This window comes from Phycicoccus sp. CSK15P-2 (genome assembly GCF_016888005.1).
GTDB lineage: Bacteria > Actinomycetota > Actinomycetes > Actinomycetales > Dermatophilaceae > Phycicoccus.
On sequence record NZ_JAFDVE010000017.1, the window covers coordinates 26,871 to 48,835 of the forward strand.

General features: G+C 73.5%; 24 protein-coding genes. 7 read left to right on the forward strand and 17 right to left on the reverse strand.

Features of this window, described 5'->3' with window-relative positions; genetic code table 11:
• Positions 1-127: 127 nt before the first annotated feature.
• From JQN72_RS10775 to JQN72_RS10785, 3 genes are read left to right on the forward strand one after another with little or no spacing between them, the layout of a single operon-like run.
• Positions 128-619 carry an Lrp/AsnC family transcriptional regulator gene (locus tag JQN72_RS10775; protein WP_204135194.1) on the forward strand — a complete coding sequence of 164 codons (492 nt, stop codon included), beginning with the start codon at positions 128-130 and terminating at the stop codon, positions 617-619.
• Positions 616-2,055: an aspartate aminotransferase family protein gene (locus tag JQN72_RS10780; protein ID WP_204135195.1), complete on the forward strand. Its 1,440-nt coding sequence runs from the start codon at positions 616-618 to the stop codon at positions 2,053-2,055. The genes JQN72_RS10775 and JQN72_RS10780 overlap by 4 nt, the downstream gene beginning before the upstream one ends.
• 43 nt (positions 2,056-2,098) lie before the next feature.
• Positions 2,099-3,196 carry an LOG family protein gene (locus JQN72_RS10785; RefSeq protein ID WP_204135196.1) on the forward strand — a complete coding sequence of 366 codons (1,098 nt, stop codon included), beginning with the start codon at positions 2,099-2,101 and terminating at the stop codon, positions 3,194-3,196.
• A 153-nt stretch (positions 3,197-3,349) separates the two neighbouring features.
• Here the strand turns inward: JQN72_RS10785 and JQN72_RS10790 are convergent, their stop codons facing one another.
• Together JQN72_RS10790 and rlmN are read right to left on the reverse strand one after the other, a co-directional pair.
• Entirely contained in the window at positions 3,350-4,531 is a 1,182-nt protein-coding gene (locus tag JQN72_RS10790) for a hypothetical protein (protein ID WP_307812613.1), read from the reverse strand.
• Between the two features lie 48 nt (positions 4,532-4,579).
• The gene (gene rlmN / locus JQN72_RS10795) at positions 4,580-5,770 is read right to left on the reverse strand and encodes a 23S rRNA (adenine(2503)-C(2))-methyltransferase RlmN (RefSeq protein ID WP_204135197.1); all 1,191 of its coding nucleotides are present in this window, start codon (positions 5,768-5,770) and stop codon (positions 4,580-4,582) included.
• Between the two features lie 275 nt (positions 5,771-6,045).
• Between rlmN and JQN72_RS10800 the strand changes: the two genes are divergently transcribed.
• Positions 6,046-6,795, forward strand: coding sequence for a hypothetical protein (locus JQN72_RS10800; RefSeq protein WP_204135198.1), 750 nt, complete (start codon positions 6,046-6,048; stop codon positions 6,793-6,795).
• 63 nt (positions 6,796-6,858) lie between these two features.
• Here JQN72_RS10800 and JQN72_RS10805 read toward each other — a convergent pair whose 3' ends face one another.
• The 3 genes from JQN72_RS10805 to pyrH all read right to left on the reverse strand — a co-directional run bounded on the left by JQN72_RS10805 (position 6,859) and on the right by pyrH (position 9,212).
• Positions 6,859-7,791, reverse strand: coding sequence for a phosphatidate cytidylyltransferase (locus JQN72_RS10805; RefSeq protein WP_204135199.1), 933 nt, complete (start codon positions 7,789-7,791; stop codon positions 6,859-6,861).
• A gap of 9 nt (positions 7,792-7,800) precedes the next feature.
• Positions 7,801-8,358, reverse strand: a complete 558-nt coding sequence (gene frr, locus JQN72_RS10810; RefSeq protein WP_204135200.1) for a ribosome recycling factor — start codon at positions 8,356-8,358, stop codon at positions 7,801-7,803.
• Between the two features lie 92 nt (positions 8,359-8,450).
• Positions 8,451-9,212 carry a UMP kinase gene (gene pyrH, locus JQN72_RS10815; RefSeq protein WP_204135201.1) on the reverse strand — a complete coding sequence of 254 codons (762 nt, stop codon included), beginning with the start codon at positions 9,210-9,212 and terminating at the stop codon, positions 8,451-8,453.
• 107 nt (positions 9,213-9,319) lie between these two features.
• Between pyrH and JQN72_RS10820 the strand changes: the two genes are divergently transcribed.
• Complete coding sequence (locus JQN72_RS10820) at positions 9,320-9,859, forward strand: phosphoribosyltransferase (protein ID WP_204135202.1); 540 nt, start codon at positions 9,320-9,322, stop codon at positions 9,857-9,859.
• A gap of 100 nt (positions 9,860-9,959) precedes the next feature.
• Here the strand turns inward: JQN72_RS10820 and JQN72_RS10825 are convergent, their stop codons facing one another.
• The 3 genes from JQN72_RS10825 to rpsB all read right to left on the reverse strand — a co-directional run bounded on the left by JQN72_RS10825 (position 9,960) and on the right by rpsB (position 12,315).
• On the reverse strand, positions 9,960-10,223 hold the full coding sequence (locus JQN72_RS10825) for a hypothetical protein (protein ID WP_204135203.1): 264 nt from the start codon (positions 10,221-10,223) through the stop codon (positions 9,960-9,962).
• A gap of 232 nt (positions 10,224-10,455) precedes the next feature.
• A complete protein-coding gene (gene tsf, locus JQN72_RS10830) occupies positions 10,456-11,292 on the reverse strand; it encodes a translation elongation factor Ts (RefSeq protein WP_204135204.1) in 837 nt (278 codons plus the stop codon).
• A gap of 81 nt (positions 11,293-11,373) precedes the next feature.
• On the reverse strand, positions 11,374-12,315 hold the full coding sequence (gene rpsB / locus JQN72_RS10835; protein ID WP_204135205.1) for a 30S ribosomal protein S2: 942 nt from the start codon (positions 12,313-12,315) through the stop codon (positions 11,374-11,376).
• 322 nt (positions 12,316-12,637) lie between these two features.
• On the opposite strand from rpsB, the gene JQN72_RS10840 reads away from it, so the two are divergent.
• Together JQN72_RS10840 and JQN72_RS10845 are read left to right on the forward strand one after the other, a co-directional pair.
• Positions 12,638-13,798, forward strand: coding sequence for a pyridoxal phosphate-dependent aminotransferase (locus JQN72_RS10840; RefSeq protein ID WP_239100498.1), 1,161 nt, complete (start codon positions 12,638-12,640; stop codon positions 13,796-13,798).
• A 91-nt stretch (positions 13,799-13,889) separates the two neighbouring features.
• Positions 13,890-14,597: a murein hydrolase activator EnvC gene (locus JQN72_RS10845; protein ID WP_239100499.1), complete on the forward strand. Its 708-nt coding sequence runs from the start codon at positions 13,890-13,892 to the stop codon at positions 14,595-14,597.
• A 9-nt stretch (positions 14,598-14,606) separates the two neighbouring features.
• Here the strand turns inward: JQN72_RS10845 and JQN72_RS10850 are convergent, their stop codons facing one another.
• The 9 genes from JQN72_RS10850 to JQN72_RS10890 form a co-directional block, all read right to left on the reverse strand.
• Positions 14,607-15,302, reverse strand: a complete 696-nt coding sequence (locus tag JQN72_RS10850) for a hypothetical protein (protein WP_204135206.1) — start codon at positions 15,300-15,302, stop codon at positions 14,607-14,609.
• 6 nt (positions 15,303-15,308) lie between these two features.
• Positions 15,309-16,220: a tyrosine recombinase XerC gene (locus JQN72_RS10855; RefSeq protein ID WP_307812615.1), complete on the reverse strand. Its 912-nt coding sequence runs from the start codon at positions 16,218-16,220 to the stop codon at positions 15,309-15,311.
• Between the two features lie 86 nt (positions 16,221-16,306).
• Positions 16,307-17,431 carry a DNA-processing protein DprA gene (gene dprA / locus JQN72_RS10860; protein WP_204135208.1) on the reverse strand — a complete coding sequence of 375 codons (1,125 nt, stop codon included), beginning with the start codon at positions 17,429-17,431 and terminating at the stop codon, positions 16,307-16,309.
• Complete coding sequence (locus JQN72_RS10865; RefSeq protein ID WP_204135209.1) at positions 17,428-18,972, reverse strand: YifB family Mg chelatase-like AAA ATPase; 1,545 nt, start codon at positions 18,970-18,972, stop codon at positions 17,428-17,430. The genes dprA and JQN72_RS10865 overlap by 4 nt, the downstream gene beginning before the upstream one ends.
• Entirely contained in the window at positions 18,969-19,352 is a 384-nt protein-coding gene (locus JQN72_RS10870; RefSeq protein WP_204135210.1) for a YraN family protein, read from the reverse strand. The genes JQN72_RS10865 and JQN72_RS10870 overlap by 4 nt, the downstream gene beginning before the upstream one ends.
• Positions 19,353-19,770: 418 nt before the next feature.
• Positions 19,771-20,085, reverse strand: a complete 315-nt coding sequence (locus JQN72_RS10875) for a DUF2469 domain-containing protein (protein WP_204135211.1) — start codon at positions 20,083-20,085, stop codon at positions 19,771-19,773.
• Positions 20,082-20,813 (reverse strand): ribonuclease HII, encoded by a 732-nt coding sequence (locus JQN72_RS10880; protein WP_307812617.1) that lies wholly within the window; start codon positions 20,811-20,813, stop codon positions 20,082-20,084. The genes JQN72_RS10875 and JQN72_RS10880 overlap by 4 nt, the downstream gene beginning before the upstream one ends.
• Positions 20,810-21,574 (reverse strand): signal peptidase I, encoded by a 765-nt coding sequence (lepB, locus tag JQN72_RS10885; RefSeq protein WP_307812619.1) that lies wholly within the window; start codon positions 21,572-21,574, stop codon positions 20,810-20,812. Before lepB ends, JQN72_RS10880 begins: the two co-directional genes overlap by 4 nt.
• On the reverse strand, positions 21,571-21,948 hold the full coding sequence (locus tag JQN72_RS10890) for a hypothetical protein (RefSeq protein ID WP_204135212.1): 378 nt from the start codon (positions 21,946-21,948) through the stop codon (positions 21,571-21,573). The genes lepB and JQN72_RS10890 overlap by 4 nt, the downstream gene beginning before the upstream one ends.
• Positions 21,949-21,965 lie beyond the last annotated feature (17 nt).

Below are 21,965 nucleotides of genomic sequence, written 5' to 3' on the forward strand. Positions count from 1 at the left end.
AGTAGTACTCCCGGCCGCGAAATCACTAGCCTCGTCCGCGAAATTCAAGGGAATCTTGATGCAGAAGCAGTGCGGTCCACGGATTCCGCCCGTCCGAGACTTGCGCCGTGCAGCGTTCGTCGTCACCATGGGCCGCGTGAGCACCCGTACCGGACGAGACCGCGGCCCGGAGATCCGCCTCGACGACGTCGCCAAGCGGATCATCGAGCTGCTCCAGGAGGACGGGCGCCGCTCGTACGCCGCCATCGCCAAGAGCGTCGGCCTCTCCGAGGCGGCGGTGCGCCAGCGCGTCCAGCGGCTGCTCGACGCCGAGGTCATGCAGATCGTCGCCGTCACCGACCCCCTCCAGGTCGGCTTCCGGCGGCAGGCGATGATCGGCATCCGTGCCTCCGGCGACCTCGTCGAGCTCGGTGACGCACTCTCGGCGATGTCCGAGGTCGACTACGTCGTGACCACCGCCGGGTCCTTCGACGTGCTCGCCGAGGTCGTCTGCGAGGACGACGACCATCTCCTCGAGCTCCTGACGGAGCGGATCCGCACGCTTCCCGGTGTGACCACCACCGAGACCTTCGTCTACCTCAAGCTCAACAAGCAGCACTACAACTGGGGAACCCGATGACCACCACGCCGCAAGAGACCACCGCGACCGGCAGCGAGCGCCGCACGGGCAGCGGGGCCACGTACTCCGACGCCGCGCGCGACCACCTGTGGATGCACTTCACCCGCCACTCGGTGTTCGAGGACCGCGAGCACGGCGGGCTCGGCCAGCGCGTGCCCGTCATCACCCGTGGCGAGGGCTGGCGGATCTGGGACGACCGCGGCCGCGAGTACATGGACGCCCTCGCCGGGCTGTTCGTCAACAACGTCGGGCACGGCCGCACCGAGATCGGCGAGGCGATGGCGAAGCAGGCGGGCGAGCTCGCGTTCTTCCCGCTGTGGTCCTACGCGCACCCGCGCGCCATCGAGCTCGCCGAGCGGCTCGCCGCGAACGCGCCGGGCGACCTGAACAGGGTGTTTTTCACGACCGGCGGCGGTGAGGCCGTCGAGACCGCGTGGAAGCTCGCGAAGCAGTACTTCAAGCTCACGGGCAAGCCGCGCAAGCACAAGGTGATCTCCCGGTCGGTCGCCTACCACGGCACCCCGCAGGGCGCGCTGTCGATCACCGGCATCCCGGCCGCCAAGGCCGACTTCGAGCCGCTCGTGCCGGGCGCGCACAAGGTCCCGAACACCAACCTCTACCGCGCCCCGGAGCACCTGCGCGACGACGAGAAGGCCTTCGGCCGGTGGGCCGCCGACCGGATCGCCGAGGCCATCGAGTTCGAGGGCCCCGACACCGTCGCGGCGGTGTTCCTCGAGCCTGTGCAGAACTCCGGCGGCTGCTTCCCCCCGCCCCCCGGCTACTTCGAGCGGGTCCGCGAGATCTGCGACGCGTACGACGTCCTCCTCGTCTCCGACGAGACGATCTGCGCCTTCGGGCGGATCGGGTCGATGTTCGCCTGCGACGACTTCGGCTACGTGCCCGACATCATCACGACCGCCAAGGGCATCACCTCCGGGTACGCGCCACTCGGTCTCATGGTCGCGAGCGAGCGGCTCTTCGAGCCGTTCCGCACGGGCACGACGACCTTCCCGCACGGGTACACGTGGGGAGGCCACCCGGTCTCCTGCGCGGCGGCGATGGCCAACCTCGACATCTTCGACCGCGAGGGCCTGAACGACCACGTCAAGGAGAACGCGCCGCACTTCCGCACCGCGCTCGAGCGGCTGCTCGACCTGCCGCTCGTCGGAGACGTCCGGGGCGCCGGGTACTTCTACGGGATCGAGCTCGTCAAGGACAAGGAGACGCGGCAGACCTTCGACGACGCCGAGAGCGAGCGGCTGCTGCGCGGCTTCCTCTCCGGCGCGCTCTTCGAGGCCGGCCTCTACTGCCGGGCCGACGACCGTGGCGACCCCGTCGTCCAGCTGGCACCCCCGCTGACGATGGGCCCCGCGGAGTTCGACGAGATCGAGCGCCGGCTGCGCGACGTGCTGACCGAGGCCGAGAACCACCTCTGACCCGGCCGGCGGACGGTGCGCCCGCGGACGGTACGTTCGCGACATGCGGGAGATCGAGACCCTGGCCGCCCTCGACGCGGCGCTCGACGCCGGGACGCCGCTGCGCGGGCTGCGGCTGCAGGACCTCGACCTCACCGGCCGCGCGGCACGGCTGCTCGGGCGGGACGACGTCGAGGGCCTCGTCGTCCTCGGCGGCCGGCTGCCGGACGACCTCGACGCCCACCTGCGCTCGCACGGAGCGCTCGTCTTCCCCACCGACCCGCGGGCGCCGGTCGACCCCTACCGGGCGCGGCTCTACACGCCGGACGAGCTCTACGACGGTCTCCGTGAGGTCGGCTACGCCGCGACCCCCGACGCCCGGGCCCACGCGTGGTCCCGCGACGCCGCCCTGGCCCACGACGCGTTCGCGACGCTGCTGCGCGCCATCCACGACGACTCGATGAGCGACGCCCTGACGGACGTCCTCGGGACGACCCCGGTCGTCGGGGTCATGGGCGGGCACTCGCTCCGGCGCGACGAGGAGGGCTTCGCCCGGGCAGCCGCCCTCGGGCACGCACTGGCAGGGGCGGGCCTCGTCGTCGCCACCGGCGGCGGACCGGGTGCGATGGAGGCGGCGAACCTCGGCGCCCTCGCCCGGTCCGCGGACGCTCTCGCCGACGGGGTCGAGGCCCTCCGAGCCGTGCCGTCGTTCGAACCGGACGTCCGCGAGTGGGCCGCGCTCGCCCTCGACGTCCGCCACGGGCTGCTCGACGGCGCCCCGGACGGCTCGGGGGTGCGCAGCATCGGCATCCCCACGTGGCACTACGGCCACGAGCCGCCGAACGTGTTCTGCGACGGGGTCGCCAAGTACTTCTCCAACGCCATCCGCGAGGACGGCCTGCTCGCCCGGAGCACCGCAGGGGTCGTCGTGCTCGAGGGGGCGGCCGGCACGGTGCAGGAGATCTTCCAGGCCGCGACCGCCCTCTACTACGGCGACCACGAGCGCCCGCTCCCCCGGCTCGTCCTCGTCGGCCACCGGCACTGGTCGCAGGACGTTCCGGTGTGGCCGGCGCTGCACGCGCTCGGGTCGGGCCGGGCCATGGCCGAGCACGTCCATCTCGTCGACGACCTCGCCGAGGCGGTCGACGTCCTGTCCACCTGACGCGGGGCCCCGCCCGTTCCGTCCGTCCGCGGGCGGGACACATGTCCGCGGGCGGGACACATCGGAGCCCGACCGGCCGGGGCACTCGTGCTCGTCCCGACGACGGGTGGGTGGTCGGTGTATCCGGCCCGTCGCGAGTGGCGTGTCCTCGGGTCAGTCGCGGGTGAGCAGGACGATGCCCAGGCACATCTCGTCGGTCGTCCCGTCACCCCACACGACGTACCGGTCGGGCCGGCCGTCGAAGGCCGGGAGGCGGTCGCGCAGCGACTGGTCGTGCCGGCAGGTGACGGTGAGCTCGTCCCCCGGCTCGACCCGGACGGGCTCGTCGAGCGGGATGCTGCCCTGGTCGTCGAAGTCCCAGCTCGCGACCTCGAGCAGCCGCTGGGCCTGCGGCGTGCCCTTGGCGAGGTCCACGGTGATCTCGCGGCCGAGCAGGTGCATGTGCCCTGCGACCGCCCGGACCGTGCCGCCGCGGCGGACCGTGCGGGTACAGCTCTGCACCGGACCGGGGTCGACGGGGCCGCAGAGCGCGTGCAGGAGGTCGGCGGTGGCGACCTCCTCACCGAACCGCTCCTTGACGTCCGCGACGGCGACCCCGCGGGCGCACGGGCCGGCGGAACGACCGCTCCGGCAGGGCAGCTCGACGGGCGCCGGCAGCAGCATCGTCGCGAGCGGGGTGCGGTCCCCGTCCGCCGCGTCGGAGACCCGCAGCCGCACGGTGCTGCGGTCCGATCCGGTGCCGCCGAGCAGGTTGTAGTGCATCTGCACGACGAGCCGGGACCCGGCCTCGAGCGGGATGCCGATGTCCTCCGCCATGACCCGCTCCCCGCCGCCGGGCGCCCAGGCGCCGACCCAGTCGGCGTTGTCGAGGTCGGTCCCGGCCGAGCGGACACCGCTGCCGCCGAAGCACGACCACCCGGGGCCGGGGGCGTCGGCGTCCAGCCGCTGGGCCACCTCGACGTCCCGGGGCAGCACCGACGAGACGATGACGTGGTGGACGAGGTCGGCGTTGTCCGGCCGGATGTCGACACCGCTCACGAGCTCGTCGACGTCGAAGCCCGGGTCGACGAGGAAGCACCGGTAGTCGTCGGTGCCCGCCCCGGAGGGTGCCGAGGGCGTGTACTCGACGGGCAGCCGGAGCTCGACGAAGCGCTCCCCCGGGCGCAGCGGGACGTCGGTGGCCGTCGGCTCCGGTGAGACCGCCGCCGGGTCGACGTGACCCGAGTGCGGCTCCGCGGCACGGTCCCGCAGGTTCTCCGGCAGGTCCTCGGCCGACGAGCAGCCCGCCGCGAGGAGGAGCACCGTCGCAGCGGCCCCGAGCACCCGGCGTCGCACCCTACGAGGGTAACCACCGCATGCGGTTCGGGCGCGCCGTTCGCCAGGTCAGGCCGTGGACGCGGCCAGCTGGCCGCAGGCGCCGTCGATGTCCGACCCGCGGGTGTCGCGCACCGTCGTCGGGATGCCGTGGGCACGCAGCCGCTCGACGAACTGCTGCTCGACGCCCGGCCGGGACGCGGTCCACCTCGACCCGGGGGTGGGGTTGAGGGGGATGGGGTTGACGTGAACCCACCCCTTGCCCCGCGCGGCGAGCTTCTCGCCGAGGAGGTCGGCCCGCCAGGCCTGGTCGTTGACGTCCCGGATCAGGGCGTACTCGATGCTCACCCGGCGACCGGTGGCCTCGTAGTAGCGGCGGGCGGAGTCGATCGCCTCGTCGACCTTCCACCGGGTGTTCACCGGCACCAGCTCGTCCCGCAGCTCGTCGTCCGGCGCGTGCAGCGAGAGGGCGAGCGTCACCGGGATGCCCTCGGCCGCCAGCCGGTCGATACCGGGCACGAGGCCGACGCTCGACATCGTGACGCCGCGCGCCGAGATGCCGAGGCCGGACGGCGGTGGCTCGGTGAGCCGGCGGATGGCACCGATCGCCGCCTTGTAGTTGGCGAGCGCCTCCCCCATGCCCATGAACACCACGTTGCTCACCCGGGTCGGACCGCCGTTCCCGTCGCCCTCCGCCTCGTCGCCGAGCGCCACTCCGCGGCCCGCCGGAGCCTGGGGCAGGCCGCCGTGTCGCAACATCCGGGCGGCCGCGACGACCTGCTCGACGATCTCCGCCGCGGACATGTTGCGGGTCAGGCCCTCCTGCCCCGTCGCGCAGAACGGGCAGTTCATCCCGCAGCCGGCCTGGCTCGAGATGCACACCGTGACCCGGTTCGGGTAGCGCATGAGGACGGACTCGACGAGCGCGCCGTCGAAGAGCCGCCACACCTGCTTGACCGTGGCGCCGCCGTCCGCCGTGAGGTGCCGGACCGGGGTCAGCAGGGGCGGCAGCAGGTCGCGGACGAGGTCGTCCCGCACCGCTGCCGGGAGGTCGGTCATGCCCTCCGGCGTGTCGACGAGCCGGTCGAAGTAGTGCGTCGAGAGCTGGTTGGCGCGGAACGCCGGGTGCCCGAGCGCGGTGACGGCCTCGCGGCGTCCGGCGACGTCGAGGTCGGCCAGGTGTCGTGGCGGTTTGCCCCGGCGTGGCGCCGTGAGGGTCAGCTCGCCGGGGGCAGGGCGGGGGGCGGGCGGCTCGGTCATCGGGCCTCATTGTCGCAGGTTCGCCGTCACCGGTGCCGCGACCGTTCCCCGCGGGAACGCACCGAAAGGAGGACGGCACCTGGCCGTTCGGCCGATCCTCCGGAACTTCTGCGAAGTTCGCCCCGAGGACCTACTCTGGTCGAAGTCTCGTTCGGCAGGGGAACGGGAATTGCAGGGAAGGAACGGCCATGGGCCTGTTCGACCGTCTTCGTGTCCACTCCGAACGACCCGCGGGTGCTCCGGTCTCCACGACCTTGGCTCCGCCTCCACCGCTCATGGCGGTTCCCGACGTCGACGACGAGGCGGGGGTGCTCCACGGCGACGTCCGGGCCCACCTCGAGCGACTGACGGAGGCCGCCGAGACCGACATCGACCGCCTCGACCACTCCGCCTTCGAGGCCGCGCTCACCTCGCGGCTCGTGGGCGCCGAGCGCATCCAGTCCACCGGGCTCGGGTTCAGCTACGCGTCACCGTTCGCCACGCATCTTCACGAGGTGCTCACCCTCGACCTGCCGACGGCGGTCGTGACCCTCCCGGACGACCGCGTGCAGGAGAGCGGCATGCGCCTCCCCAAGCTCATGGACCGGGCAAGGCGCAACCTGTGCACGCTGATGCACAGCGTGCCGGCCGAGGTCATGCGGGTCGGGGACGGCTCGCGGTCGGTCACCGCGGTGATGAGCGACTCGCCGTACACGGCGTCCTTCGCGCGCTTCCTGGCCGACGCGGTCGAGCTGTGGACGCCCGGCGCCGACCAGGGCGGCGGCATCGTCTTCGCCCTCCCCCACCGGCACGCCGTGGTCTTCCAGGTGTGCGCGACCCCGCAGCAGACCCGCGACGCCCTCGACCTCGTGCCGCTCCAGGCCGAGGCGATGCAGGCCGACGGCCTCACACCGGTGTCGCCGCACGTCTACCACTGGCTCGACCGGCGGATCACCTGCCTGACGACCGAGAACACGGACGGCTCCCTCCGCCTGGGCACGACGCCCGAGCTCGACTCCCTGATGGGTCTGCGCCGCGCCGTCTGACGACGACCGGTCCCGGGCCCGCCGTCAGGCGGGCCCGGAACCCGACGGTTCGCCGGTCGCCCGTCAGCCGTTCGGGACGAACCAGCTGAGGATCGCCCACGCCACCGGCGCCACGACGACGAGGGAGTCCAGGCGGTCCATGGCGCCACCGTGGCCCGGGAGCAGCCTGCCCATGTCCTTGATGCCGAGGTCGCGCTTGATGCTCGACTCGATGAGGTCGCCGACCGTCGCCGCCCCCGCGGCCACCGCGCCGAGCGCGGCACCGGCCCACCACTGGCCGCCGAGGAGCATCGGGAGGGAGACCGCCCCGACCACGGCGCAGGTGAGGACCGAACCGGCGAAGCCCTCCCAGGACTTCTTCGGGCTGAGCGAGGGCGCCATCGGGTGCTTGCCGAGCAGGACCCCCACGGCGTAGCCGCCGATGTCCGAGAACACGGTGACGAGGACGAAGGCGACGATCCGCTGCCGCCCGTCCTCCTCGGCGAGCATCAACGACGCGAACCCCCCGAGGAAGGCCGGGTAGAAGGCGACGAGCGCCGACGCCGCCAGGTCACGGGCCGCCCCGGCCACGCCGTCCGCGACACGCCACACGAGCAGCCCGACGACGGTGAGCCCGAAGGTGACGACGAGCGCCTCGGTGCCGCGCAGGTACGCGGCGACGATCATCCCCACCGTGCCGAGCAGCAGCGGCAGGAGCGGGACCTGCATCCCCTGGGCCGCGACCGCGCGCCGCACCTCCCAGGCGCCCACCGCGACGGCCGCGGCGAGGACGACGAGGAAGGCGCGGGCGTCGTAGGAGAGGCTGCCCACGACGAGCGCCCCGAGGAGCAGGCCGACCCCGATCGCGGCGCGCAGGTCGCGGCCCGCGCTCGGCGTCCGACGGCGCCCCGCCCCGCCGCGGGTCGCCTCGGCCTCGTCCGGGGAGTCCTCGGACGAGGGCGAGGCGAGGTCGGCCGACGAGGGTGTCGGGGGCCTCAGGTGCGCGGGGTCGGTCATCGGCGGCGCTCAGACGTCGAGGAGCTCGGCTTCCTTGTGCTTGAGGAGGTCGTCGATCTGGTCGACGTGCCGCTTGGTCACGGACTCGAGCTCCTTCTCGGCGCGTGCCCCCTCGTCCTCGCCGACCTCGCCGTCCTTGACGAGCTTCTCGAGTGCGGTCTTCGCCGTGCGGCGGATGTTGCGGACCGAGACACGGGCGTCCTCGGCCTCCGAGTGCGCCATCTTCACGTACTCGCGGCGGCGCTCCTCGGTGAGCTGGGGCATGGTGCAGCGGATGATGGTGCCGTCGTTGCTCGGGTTGACCCCGAGGTCGGCCTGCTGGATGGCCTTCTCGATCGCGTGCATCGAGGACTTGTCGAACGGGCTGATGATGATGGTGCGCGCCTCGGGCGTCTGGAACGAGGCCAGCTGCTGCAGCGGGGTCGGCGCCCCGTAGTAGTCGACGGTGATCTTCTGGAACATGCCGGGGTGCGCACGACCGGTGCGGATGCCGGCGAAGCCGTCCTTGGCGACCTCGACGGCCTTCTCCATCTTCTCCTCGGCCTCGAACAGGGTCTCGTCGATCATCCGGGCGCTTCTCCTTCGGTCTGCGCCACGGTGATGCGGCGCTGCGGGGTCAAGTATGTCGAACGCCCGGACCGTCCCGGGCGCGGCCGCGCTCAGCCGGCGGAGACCAGCGTGCCGATGGGCTCGCCACGCAGCGCCCGCGTGACGTTGCCCTCCCCCTCCATGCCGAAGACGACCATGGGCAGCTTGTTGTCCATGCACAGGCTGAACGCTGCGGCGTCGACCACCTTCAGGCCCAGGCGCAGGGCGTCCTCGAAGGTCACCTGGTCGAGCTTGCGGGCGTCGCTCGTCGTCCGGGGGTCGGCGTCGTAGACGCCGTCGACACCGTTCTTGCTCATCAGGACGGCGTCGCACTGGCACTCCAGGGCCCGCTGGGCGCTGACCGTGTCGGTGGAGAAGTACGGCATGCCGGCCCCCGCACCGAAGATGACGACCCGCTTCTTCTCGAGGTGACGGATGGCCCTGCGCGGGATGTACGGCTCGGCCACCTGACCCATCGTGATGGCGGTCTGGACGCGGGTGTGCACGCCTTCCTTCTCGAGGAAGTCCTGGAGCGCCAGGCAGTTCATCACCGTGCCGAGCATGCCGATGTAGTCGGCCCGGGCGCGCTCCATCCCCTTCTGCTGGAGCTCGGCCCCGCGGAAGAAGTTGCCCCCACCGACGACGATCGCGACCTCGATGCCGTCCCGGACCGCCTCGGCGATCTGGCGGGCGACGCCGCGGACGACGTCGGGGTCGACCCCGACCCTGCCCCCGCCGAAGACCTCGCCGGACAGCTTGAGGAGCACGCGGCGGGCGCGGGGGTTCGCCTGCTCCTCGACCCGAGGGGCGGTGGCGGTGGCAGTCGTGGTCACAGGGCCTCCTCGAGGGCGGTGCGGCGGTCACCCGATCCTGTCACAGCCCGGACCTCGCGGCCCAACCGGGAAACGTCGCCGAAACCCGCGCCTGCCACGATGGCGCGATGGAGACCGAGCGTGAGGTGCTCACCTGGCAGGCCTTCGGCGACGCCGTGCGGGACCTCGCGGCGCTGGTCGCCGTGGACGGCGTACCGGACGCGGTGCTGTCCATCGCCCGGGGCGGTCTGCTCGTCGGTGGCGCGCTCGGGTACTCCCTCGGCGTGAAGACCACCTACACCCTCAACGTCGAGCTCTACACGGGGGTGGACGAGCGGCTCGGAGAGCCGCAGGTGCTCGCGCCGGTGCCCGACCTCGCCGACCTGCACGACGCCGACGTGCTGCTGGCCGACGACGTGGCCGACACCGGGCTGACGCTCCAGTGCGTCCAGGCGTTCTGCTCGGGGCGGGTCGGGCGGCTGCGCACGGCCGTCGTCTACGAGAAGCCACGCTCGGTCGTCCGACCGGAGTACGCGTGGCGCAGCACCGACCGTTGGGTCACGTTCCCGTGGAGTGCGCTGGACCCGGTGACCGCGGCGACCGGGGCCGGCCCAGCAGCGGCCGTCCCGGCGGTACCGGAAGCCGTTGCGGACACCGGACGGCTCTGAGGGCGCCCGCCTCGAGGCCCTCAGCGGGTGGGTGCCGGCCCCGAGCGGGTTCCGCTGCGCCGTGGACCGGCCGGCCCCGACGGTCCCCGCACGATGTCGCTCAGATGCCTCCGCCGGCGTAGCGGAGCATGAAGTCGCGCTCGGTGTCGCGGCCACCCTCGGGGTCACGGGCGGTGTCGACGTCGTGGGTCGTCACCATGTCCTCCGGGGCCACGCGTGGCAGGTCCACGTGGACCCTCCGCCCGAGGTCGTCGGCACCTGCGTCGTCGGCACCTGCGTCGTCGGCACCTGCGTCGTCACCACCCGGCTCCAGGTCGTCGCGCGTGCTCGACGCGGTGCCGCTCGTGTTCCGCCACTCGGTCATGGGACCCACCTCCGGTCCCATCGTCGCACGCGCGGCCCGGGAACCCACCGGATCGGCAGGGGGATCCGCGCCGCGTCGGGCCGGCACTCGCCCGACGCCACGGGGACCTCGGAGGAATCGGTGCTCCAACCCCGGTCGGCACCACGGGGGACGCCGGCGCGGGCCCCCGCCCGGGGTACGACGACGCCCCCGGGATCTCCCGGGGGCGTCGTGGTGTGCGCGGTCGCGCCCGTCAGGCGTCGGCGCCGACGCGGAAGCGCGCGAAGCCGGTGGCCTCGGCACCCGCCTCACCGAGAACCGCCGCGACGGTCTTCTTCGGCTCCTTGGCGAAGGGCTGCTCGAGAAGGACCTGCTCCTTGAAGAAGCCGTTGACCCGTCCCTCGACGATCCGCGGGAGGGCGGCCTCGGGCTTGCCCTCCTCCTTGGCGGTGGCCTCGGCGACGCGCCGCTCGTTCTCGACCGTCGTCTCGTCGATCTCGTCGCGGGTGAGCACCGAGGGGCTGAACGCGGCCACGTGCATGGCGACGTCACGGGCGACGACGTCGTCGCCGCCGGACGTCGAGACCAGGACGCCGATCTGCGCCGGCAGGTCGGGGCTGGTCTTGTGCAGGTAGGAGACGACGTGCTCGCCCTCGAGCCGAGCGACCCGCTTGACCTCGATCTTCTCGCCGATCGTCGCGTTCGCGTCGTCGAGCAGCTCCTGGACGGTCTTGCCGTCCGAGAGCGTCGAGGACAGCAGGCTGCCCGCGTCGCCCGACTTGGTCGCGACGGCCTGGGCGAGGACCTGGCCCGCGAGCTCGCCGAACTTCTCGCCCTTGGCGACGAAGTCGGTCTCGCAGAGGACCTCGACGAGGGTGCCCTCGCCGTCGCCGGCCTGGGCGGCGACGAGACCGTTCGACGTCGTGCGACCCTCGCGCTTCGTCACGCCCTTCTGGCCCTTGACGCGCAGGATCTCCTCGGCCTTCGCCATCTCGCCGTCGGCCTCGTCAAGGGCCTTCTTGACGTCCATCATCCCGGCGCCGGTCTTCTCGCGGAGCGCCTTGATGTCAGCGGCGGTGTAGTTCGCCATGGGTTCCTATCTCGCTCGTTCGTGATGGATGGGTGGTGCGGGTGGAGGCTGGCCGGGGCCCGCCTCCACCCGGGGCACGGGTCAGGACTGCTCGGCCGGGGCCTCGGTCGCGGTCTCGGCGGGAGCCTCGCTCTGCGCCGGGACCTCGGTCGCCGCGGCGGGCTCCGTGACGGCGGACTCGGCGGCCTCCGGCGCGTCCGCGGCGGCGGTCTGGCCGGCCTCGGGCGCGACGGCCTCGGCGGCCTGCTCTGCGTCACCGGCGAGGAGCTCGCGCTCCCACTCGGCGAGCGGCTCCTCGGCCTGGGTCTCCTCGCCGGAGGCGGCCTGGCCACCGGAGCGGGCGATGAGGCCCTCGGCGACGGCGTCGGCGATGACCCGGGTCAGGAGGGTGACCGAGCGGATGGCGTCGTCGTTGCCCGGGATCTTGTAGTCGACCTCGTCGGGGTCGCAGTTCGTGTCGAGGATCGCGATGACCGGCAGGCCGAGCTTGCGGGCCTCGTCGACGGCGAGGTGCTCCTTCTTGGTGTCGACGACCCAGACCGCGGACGGGACCTTGGTCATCGACCGGATGCCGCCGAGCGTCTTCTCGAGCTTCTCCTTCTCACGGCTCATCATGAGGAGCTCCTTCTTCGTGCGGCCGCTGCCGGCGACGTCGTCGAAGTCGATCTCCTCGAGCTCCTTGAGGCGCGTGAGGCGCTTGGAGATGGTCTGGAAGTTCGTGAGCATGCCGCCGAGCCAGCGGTGGTTGACGTACGGCATCCCGACCCGGGTCGCCTGCTCGGCGACGGGCTCCTGTGCCTGACGCTTGGTGCCGACGAAGAGGATCGTGCCGCCGTGGGCCACGGTCTCCTTGACGAACTCGTAGGCGTTGTTGATGTACGTCACCGACTGCTGCAGGTCGATGATGTAGATGCCGTTGCGCTCCGTCATGATGAAGCGCTTCATCTTGGGGTTCCAGCGACGGGTCTGGTGCCCGAAGTGGACGCCGCTCTCGAGGAGCTGGCGCATGGTGACGACGGCCATCGTCGTTCTCCTTGTGCTGTGTGGTTGTCAGTTACGTCGGTGGTGCCCGAGCCCCGGAGGGTGGGCCCACCTGCCTGGCGTCCTGACGCACCCCGGACGGCCCGGCCGCGAAGGCCGTGTCCGTCACTGCCGTGGTGCGCCCTGCTCGGAGGAGACCTCGTCGCAGGAAGGTGACGCGCGAATTTTCGGCACCGTGTGCGAGCACACGAGAACCAGCGGACATCGTACGTGGAGGGGGTGCCTCAGTGGAAATCGGACAGCGGCCGTGTGGGCTCCCGGAGACGTCGTCGCGTGCGCGGGCGCCGCCGCATAGCCTGCGACCATGCCCTCCTCCCCCGGCCACCCCGCCATGGCCCCGTTCGGCACCACGATCTTCGCGACGATGACACAGCTGGCCGTCGACCTCGACGCGGTGAACCTCGGGCAGGGCTTCCCGGACACCGACGGACCGCCGGAGGTGCTGGAGGCGGCGGTCGAGGCCATCCGGTCGGGCCGCAACCAGTACCCGCCCGGGATCGGCGTCCCCGAGCTCCGGCAGGCCGTCTCCGCCCACCAGGAGCGGTTCTACGGGCTGCGCCCCGACCCCGACACGGAGGTCCTCGTCACGGTGGGGGCCACCGAGGCGCTCGCCGCGGCGGTCCTCGCGCTCGTGCGGCCCGGGGACGAGGTCGTGACGTTCGAGCCGTACTACGACAGCTACGCCGCGAACATCGCCATGGCCGGTGGGGTGCGGCGCACCTCGCTGCTGCGCTTCCCCGACCTCTCGGTCGACGAGGCGTCGCTGCGGGCCGCCTTCTCCGCGCGCACCCGGCTCGTCCTGCTCAACTCCCCGCACAACCCGACGGGGAAGGTGTTCAGCAGGGAGGAGCTCGAGCTCGTCGCCGAGCTGGCGCGTGAGCACGACACCTGGGTCGTCACCGACGAGGTCTACGAGCACCTCGTCTTCGACGGGCTGCGGCACGTCCCGCTCGCGACCCTGCCGGGGATGGCCGAGCGCACCGTGACGATCTCCTCCGGCGGGAAGACGTTCTCGACGACGGGCTGGAAGGTCGGCTGGATGACCGGCCCGGCGGAGGCGGTGGCCGCGGCCCGCGCGGTCAAGCAGTTCCTCACCTTCGTCGGCAGCGGCCCGTTCCAGCCGGCCGTCGCGCACGGGCTGGGTCTGCCGGACGAGGTCTTCACCGGGCTGGCGGCATCCCTCCAGGACCGACGTGACCGCCTGGTCGCGGGGCTGCGCGACGTCGGTTTCGAGGTCCCAGTCCCGCAGGGCGGGTACTTCGTCGTCGCCGACGCCGCTCCGCTGGGCGTCGAGGACGCCGTGTCGTTCTGCCTCGAGCTGCCGGAACGCGCGGGGGTGGTCGGCGTCCCGGCATCCGCGTTCTACGACGACGCGCGGGCCGGCCGCTCGCTCGTGCGTCTCGCCTTCTGCAAGCGCCCGGAGGTCCTCGACGAAGGGGTACGGCGGCTGCGCGCCGCGTTCTGACCGTCGTCCACAGGAGCGCGTCGTCCGGTCCCCGTCCACAGGGCTCCCGGCCGCCCTGGCCGGCCGGCGCGGCCCGGCACACGGTGGTGCCATGGCTCTCCCGGCGCTGCGCCCCGTCCTTGCCCTGGCCACCCTCGCGGGCGCGGTGGTCGCGGCCATGTCCCTCGCACCCGCCGCGGGCCCGGTCCCGGGCGCCGCCGCGGACGGCCGGGTCGTGGGGGCGACGGCACCGGCACGGTCGAGTGCTCCCCTCGGCGGCGGTCCCGGGGACGCCGCCGACGGACCCGGAGCGCTCGCCGGCAGCGTCACCTCGGTGCGTCCCGGCGGTCCACCGGTGGCCTCGGGTGTGAGGTCGTCCGGGGAGGCGAGTCCGGTCCGGCCGCGCTGGCGGTGGCCCCTGGCGCCGCGCCCCTCCGTGGCCCGGTCCTTCGTCGCTCCACGTACCCGGTACGGCGCCGGCCACCGCGGGCTCGACCTGCGCTCGCCCGTCGGCGCGACGGTCAGGGCCGTGGAGGGAGGGGTGGTGACGCACGTGGGTGTCCTCGCGGGGCGGGGCACCGTCACCGTGCGTCACGCGGACGGGCTGCGCAGCACCTACGAGCCGGTGGTCGGCACGGTGGGACACGGCGAGACGGTCGTCGCGGGGCAGCCCCTGGGAACGGTGGGGGTCGGGACGTCGAGCCACTGTGCCCCCGACAGCTGCCTGCACCTCGGCGCGGTACGCGGCCGGGACTACCTCGACCCGTACCCGCTGCTGGCGGGGGGCCGGGTCCGGCTGCTCCCCCTCACGGCGCGGTGACTGCCCGGGTCAGCCGGCACCGGCGCCGTCGACCACCGCAACGACCGCCGTGGGGTGGGCCGCCGACGGCGGGCCGTCCGGCTCGGCCGCCGAGACCGGCCCCGAGCGGTGCACCACGATCCAGGTCGTCGCGATGACCACGAGGATGGCGAGCGCGGCCGCCACCGACATCCGGCGCCGGCGGGAGGTACGGGCCTGGCCGCCCCCGCGCGCAGCGGCGCGGGAATGGGCCCGGGTGCCCGGGAGGTCGGCGTTGTCGAAGCGTGCCGGCGCCAGGCCCTCGGGTGTCGCGGCTGCACGCTCGGCGCGCTGCTCCACCGGCGGGGTGGCGCGGCTCTCGACGTGGCGTGGAGGCCGACGGGCATCGGACTGCCGCACGCGACGCTCGGCAGGCGGCCTCGCCCGGTGCCGGTCGGAGCGCCGCACCACCGTCGGGCCCGCATCGGGCGCCGTGGAGTCCTCGGGACCGGCGGGGTCGGCACCGCCGCTCGGGGTCCCCCGCCGAGGGCCCGAGGACCGGCGTTCGACGGGCCGGGCAGCCGGTCCGCCACGCTTGACGTCGGCGCGCCGCTTGGGCTCGACGTACAGGCGACGTACCTCGGACACCCACTCGCTGATGTCCGCGTCGGACTCGCCGTCCGCGTCCTGCGCTCCCACGAGGTCGGGACTCGCGGGGTCGCGGTGCGCGGGGTCGGGCGTCGTCATGGCAGGTCAGGCACGGGGATGGGCTTGCGCGTAGGAGTGCTTCAGGCGGTCGACGGAGACGTGCGTGTAGATCTGGGTCGTGGCCAGCGAGGCGTGGCCGAGGAGCTCCTGGACCATCCGGAGGTCGGCGCCACCTTCGAGGAGGTGGGTCGCCGCGCTGTGGCGCAGGCCGTGCGGCCCGATGTCGGGCGCGTCGGGGACGTGGGCCACCAAGCGGTGTACGACGTCACGGATCTGCCGCTGGTCCGCCCGGCGTCCGCGGCGCCCGAGGAGGAGGGCCGGACCGCTGCCGGCCACGGCGAGTGCCGGACGGCCCTCGGCGAGCCAGGTGCGCACCGCGTCGCGGGCCGGGACCCCGAAGGGGACGCGCCGCTCCTTGTCGCCCTTGCCGACGACCCGCAGGACGCACTGGTCGAGGTCGACGTCGTCGACGTCGAGGCCGACGAGCTCCCCGACCCGGATGCCCGTGGCGTAGAGCAGCTCCAGCGCCGCACGGTCGCGCAGGTGTACGGGGTCGGCGTCGTCCGCCGCGACGGCCGCGACCTGGAGGAGACCGACGGCCGACCGCTCGCCGAGCACGGGGGGCAGTGTGCGTTGGCGGCGGGGCGCTGCGAGCCGCAGCGACGGGTCGGCGTCCATGCGCCCGGTGCGCTCACACCACCCGAAGAACGTGCGCAGCGAGGCCGACGTGCGGGCGACGGTGGCGCGCGCCGCACCCGCGCGCGCGACCTGGCCGAGCCAGGCGCGCAGGTCGGCGAGGGTGATGGAGCGCAGGCCGGCGTCGTCCTCGGCCCCGACGGCACCGAGGAAGGTCCCGACGTCGCGCACGTAGGCACGGACGGTGTGGTCGGACCGCCCTCGTTCCACGCGCAGGTGGCGCTCGAACGCGTCGAGTGCCTGGGGATGCACAGCGCTCACATGACAACGTTGGCACCACGCGCTACCAGGCGCAACGGATTCGTCGACATGTCGGCCGTTCGTCCGGCACGAAGGCGTGATGTACATCACATTGCGCTCTTCTTCCGGTAGCCCCCCGGCCCCGACTCGACGAGCCCGAGCGCCTCGAGCACGGCGAGTGCCCCGGGCACCTTGGCGGGGTCCACGCCGGCGAGCTCCGCGAGCCGGTCGGGTGTGCACCGACGGCGCATCGGGGCCACGGACCACACGGTGTGCTCGAGAGGGTCGAGGTCGTCGGTGGGCCGCCGCGGAGCGCGCCGCTCGACGTCCGGCCCCTCCCCGATGGGCGCGGCGAGGTCCAGCACGTCGTCGACGTCGGTCACGAGGACGGCCTCGGTGTCGCGCAGCAGACGGTGGCACCCGGCCGATGCCACGCTGGTCACCGGACCGGGTACCGCTCCCACGGGCAGATGGCACTCGAGGGCGTCCCGCGCGGTGACGAGCGACCCCGAGCGCAGCCCGGCCTCGACGACGACCGTGGTCCGGGACATCGCGGCGATCAGCCGGTTGCGGGCGAGGAACCGACCGCGGTACGGCGGCGACCCGGGCGGCACCTCGCTGACAACCGCACCGGACTCGGCGATCCGCGTCAGGTCGCGCTCGTGGGCCCGGGGGTAGGCGACGTCCACTCCGCAGGCCAGCACGGCGACCGTCGGCGCACCCGCGGCGAGGGCACCGCGGTGGGCCGCGACGTCGATCCCGTAGGCGGCGCCGCTGACCACCGTCCACCCGCGCTCGCCGAGCTCCTCCCCGAGCTCGGCCGCCACCCGACGGCCGTACGCCGTGGCCGCCCGCGAACCGACGACGGAGACCGACCTCGCCGTCAGCGACGCGAGGTCCGCCTCGCCGCCGACGAACAGGCAGTACGGCGGATGCTTCAGGCGATCGAGTCCGGGTGGCCAGCGGTCGTCCCCGGGCACGAGGACCTGCGCCCCGATGCGCGCGACGTCGGCGACGAGGCCGTCGAGGTCGAGCCTGGGCAGCCGGACGTATAGCTCGGCGGCCGAACCGGCACGGCGCTCCCGGAGGGCCGCCAGGGCCCCGGCGCCGCCGTGCTCGGCGAGCAGGTCCCGGATCACGCCGTTGCGTGGTTCCACGAGGAAGGACAGCGCGGCGCGCGCCCAGCGGTCGTCGTCCTCGAGCCGCCCCACGGTGCGGAGCACGCCCGTCATGCCGCCACCGCCTCGCCGCGGCGCAGCGACAGGCCGGTGACGACGTCGTCGCGGGTGGGCGCGGCCCTCCCGGCGAGGTCCGCGGAGGACCACGCGACCCGTAGCACGCGGTCGTACCCGCGCAGGGTGAGCCGACCGTGGTCGAGGGCGCGGTCGATGACGGCCGTCGCGGCCCCCGGAAGACGGAACGGTGCACGGCGCAGCACATGCCCCGGCACGAGACCGTTGACCTGCCACCCTCCGGCGGACCATCGCTCCTCCTGGACCGCGCGGGCCTGCGCCACCCGACCCGCGACCACGCTGCTCGGCTCCGCGGTCTCGTCGGCGAAGGCCGCCCGTCGCACGGGCGGAACGTGGACCTGGAGGTCGACCCGGTCCATGAGCGGGCCGCTGAGCCGGCTCGCATACGTGCGCAGGTCCCTCGGGGAGCACGTGCAGTCCAACCCTTTGCCGTAGGCCCGGCCGCACGGGCAGGGGTTGGCCGCGAGCACGAGGAGCACCCGGGCCGGGTACCGGACGACGTGTCGGGCCCGGGCGATGACGACCTCCCCGGACTCGAGCGGCTGGCGCAGCCCCTGGAGCACGCTCGGCCGGAACTCGGCGGCCTCATCGAGGAAGAGGACGCCTCGGTGTGCGCGGGAGACCGCACCCGGGAGGACCAGGCCGCTGCCACCACCGGTGAGTGCCGCCATCGAGGTGCTGTGGTGTGGCGCGACGAACGGCGGGGACGGGTCGAGTGCGGCGACCTCCCCCACCGGTGCCACGAGCGAGCGCACCGCGTGCACCTCGAGGGCCTCCTCCCGGGTCAGCCGGGGCAGGACGGTGACGAGACGCTCCGCGAGCATCGTCTTGCCGACACCCGGTGGACCCGTCATGAAGAGGTGGTGCGCCCCGGCCGCGGAGAGCTCGAGCGCGGCACGGGCCTCGGGCTGCCCGACCACGTCGGCCAGGTCCGCACCTCGGACCGGACCGTCCACCGGCGGCTCGCGGCGCGGCGGCTCGGGGAGCGCGTCCGGGGCGGTCACCTCGCGGTACCAGGCGACGACCTCGGCCAGCGACGACGCGGAGTGGACGGCCACACCGTCGACGAGCTGCGCCTCGGCCAGGTTCTCGTCCGGGACGACGACGTGGCGGACCCCGGCCCGGCTCGCGGCCAGGACCGCCGGCAGCACGCCCCGGACGCCACGCAGCCGGCCGTCGAGCGCCAGCTCCCCCAGATGCATCACGTCCTCCGCGACCCGCCGGTCCACGGCCCCGGATGCTGCGAGCACCGCGACGGCGATGGCGAGGTCGAAGCCCGAGCCGTGCTTCGGCACCGACGCCGGGGAGAGGTTGACGGTGACCCGGTGCGGCGGCACGGCGGCACCCACCGTCGCCGCGGCAGCCCGGACCCGGTCCGGCGCCTGGGCGCACGCGGCGTCGGGCAGCCCGCCGACGGTGAACGCGGGCAGCCCCTGCGCGACGTGGGCCTCGACGTCGACGAGCATCCCGTCGATGCCCGTGAGGGAGACCGACCGCGTCCGGGCCAGCCCGAGCGTCACGAGCCCACCCCCACGACGTGCCGGACCTCGGGGACCCGGCCCCGGACGCAGAGGACGCCCACGACGTCGACCCGCACCTGCTCGGGCCGTACCCCCCGTGCCGCCACGTAGGCCGCGGCGAGACGGCGCAGCCGGAGTGCCTTGGCGACCGTCACGGCCTCGACGGGGTCGCCGTACGCCGTCCCCCGCCGGGTCTTGACCTCGCAGACCACGAGGCATGCGCCATCCCGCGCGACGATGTCGATCTCGCCGTGCTCGCACCGCCAGTTGCGCTCCAGGACCTCGAGCCCTCGGTCACGCAGGTACCGCGCTGCGAGCGTCTCCCCGTACCGACCGAGCGTTGCCCGGTCAGGTGGCTGCCGTGTCGTGTCCGTGCCCATGGGTCGAGCGAAGCCGACCGGGGGTGAGGGGCGCCACGTGCCGGGCCCGGCCTGTGGACGACCGCGTCGGAGGCGCCGGCTGTGGACGAACCGTCGTCCGGGCGGCGCCGTGCCGCAGCGGCCGGGAGCATCCGAGCCCGCCGACAACGGGCGGGATACAGCGGGACCACCCGACCACGGTCCGACCTGTACATCTACCCCCCGGGGCGCCCGTCGGTGTCGTCCGCCCGTCCCGGGCGCACCGATGCGCCGGACGGGGGTGCAGGAGCGGTCGTCGGACGCTTCCGCACCCGCGAGGGGCGAAGCGCACGGGCGTCGACGGAACAACGGCCCGGACACGGCCGGGTGGGAAGATCGCGTCGGAGGCGCCGGCTGTGGACGGCGGCGGTGTCAGGAGGTCGGGGTCAGGAGGTCGGGGTCAGAAGTCGCCTTTGGGCAGCTCGAGGTCGCTCTTGGCGAGCTCCTCGACGTTGACGTCCTTGAAGGTCACGACCCGCACGGTCTTGGCGAAGCGCGCCGGGCGATAGATGTCCCACACCCAGGCATCGTGCATCGTGACGTCGAAGAACACCTCGCCGCCGTCGCTGCGGACCTTCACGTCGACGCTGTTGCACAGGTAGAACCGCCGCTCGGTCTCGACGACGTGGCTGAACAGCCCGACGACGTCGCGGTACTCGCGGTACAGCGCGAGCTCCGCCTCGCTCTCGTACTTCTCGAGATCCTCCGAGCTCATCGCTCTCCCACCGGCATCTGCGTCACCAACCCATCATCGTCCATCGAACCCGGCAGCCGCCACGAGCGCCGGTGCCACACCGACGGACCGTGGGCCCGCAGCGCGTCGAGGTGCTCCGGAGCGGCGTAGCCCTTGTTGCCTGTCCACCCGTAGGCCGCATGCTCGCCGTCCTCGGCGCCGAGCCCGACCATGATCGCGTCCCGCTCGACCTTCGCCAGCACGCTGGCGGCGGCCACCGAGGAACAGCGGAGGTCGGCCTTGACCATGGTGGTCACGGGGGGCGTGGGCACCTCGTCCTCGTGCGCGAAGGCGAGCAGCCCGACGTCCTCGGGGGCCGTGAGCCAGTCGTGGTTGCCGTCGAGGATGACCAGGTCCGGCCGCACGCCACAGGCTGCGAGGGCGCGCATCCCGGCGAGCCGCAGCGCCGCCATGATCCCGACCGTGTCGATCTCCGCCGCGCTCGCGTGCCCCACGGCGTGACAGAGGGCCCACCGTTCGATGCGCGGCACCATCGCCTCGCGCGCCTGCGGCTGGAGGAGCTTGGAGTCCCGCACGCCCTGCGGCGCGGTGCGGCAGGTCTCGTCGATGACGCAGACGCCGACGGTGACCGGACCGGCGAGGGCGCCCCGGCCGACCTCGTCCATGCCGGCGAGGACCCGGTGTCCGTCCCGCTGCAGGGCACGCTCGACCCGCAGGTTCGGCGCGCGCGACCGGGCCGCCCGGCTCACGGTGACGCGGCAGCCGACGGCACGTCGGCGAACGTCGTCTCGTGGTCGGAGAGCCAGGCGAGGCGGGAGAACGGCCAGACGACGGCGACGGCGCGCCCGGTGATCCGGTCGACCGGTACCGAGCCCTGCTCCCCCGTCCCGTCGGGGTCGTGGAACCGCGAGTCCTCGCTGTCCGACCGGTGGTCGCCCATGACCCACACCTTGCCCGCGGGCACGGTGATGTCGAAGGGCATCGAGCTCGCGACGTCGCCGTCGTGGACGTAGGGCTCCTCGATCGGCTCGTCGTTGACCGTGATCCGCCGGTCGTCGTCGCAGCACACGACGTGATCGCCGGGCAGCCCGATGACCCGCTTGATGAGGTGGTCCTCGGACTCACTGGGCAGCACCCCGACGAACACGAGCGCGTCGTGGAGCGCCTTGGTGGCGCCCGTACGGGTCTCGGCCTCCTCCTGCGGGAGCCCACCGAGCCAGTCGTCCGGGTCCTCGAACACGACCACGTCCCCGTGGTGGAGGTCGACGGGCGACGGCGTGAGCTTGGAGACGACGACCCGGTCCCCGACGAGGAGCGTGGTCTCCATGGAGCCGGACGGGATGTAGAAGGCCTGGAGGAACCAGGTCTTGACGACGAAGGAGAGCACCATCGCCATGACGAGGACCAGGACGGTCTCCTTGACGGCCGCCCCGAGCCAGCGCAGCGCGGCGGAGCCTCCCGACCCGTCCGACCCGTCCGTGCCCTCTCGGGTGCGTTCGGGGGCGCTCACGGGAGCGCGGAGGTGGTCGGGGCCACGACGCGGCCGACCCGCGAAGGGGGCCAGTAGCGCAGGACCACCGAGCCGGCTGCCTCGCCGCGGACGTCCCGGGAGGGCACGAGCCGTGCGGCGCCGTCGGTGGCCTCGACGAGGGCGAGGTCACCGGCGCGGGCGTCGCGGTCGGTTCTGAGGACGAGCACGCGGTCTCCCGGCTCTACGGTCGGCACCTGGACGGCCGACGGGACGTGGTAGGTCTCCAGGAGGAGACCCCGGACGAGGCTGGCGACGACGAGCCCTACGACGAGGGCCGGGACCACCGGCGAACGCCGCGACCCGGCACCCACGCGGTCGGTGGGCACCGGGTCGGTGCGGGCTGGTGCCGTCATCGCGTCGAGGGTAACCC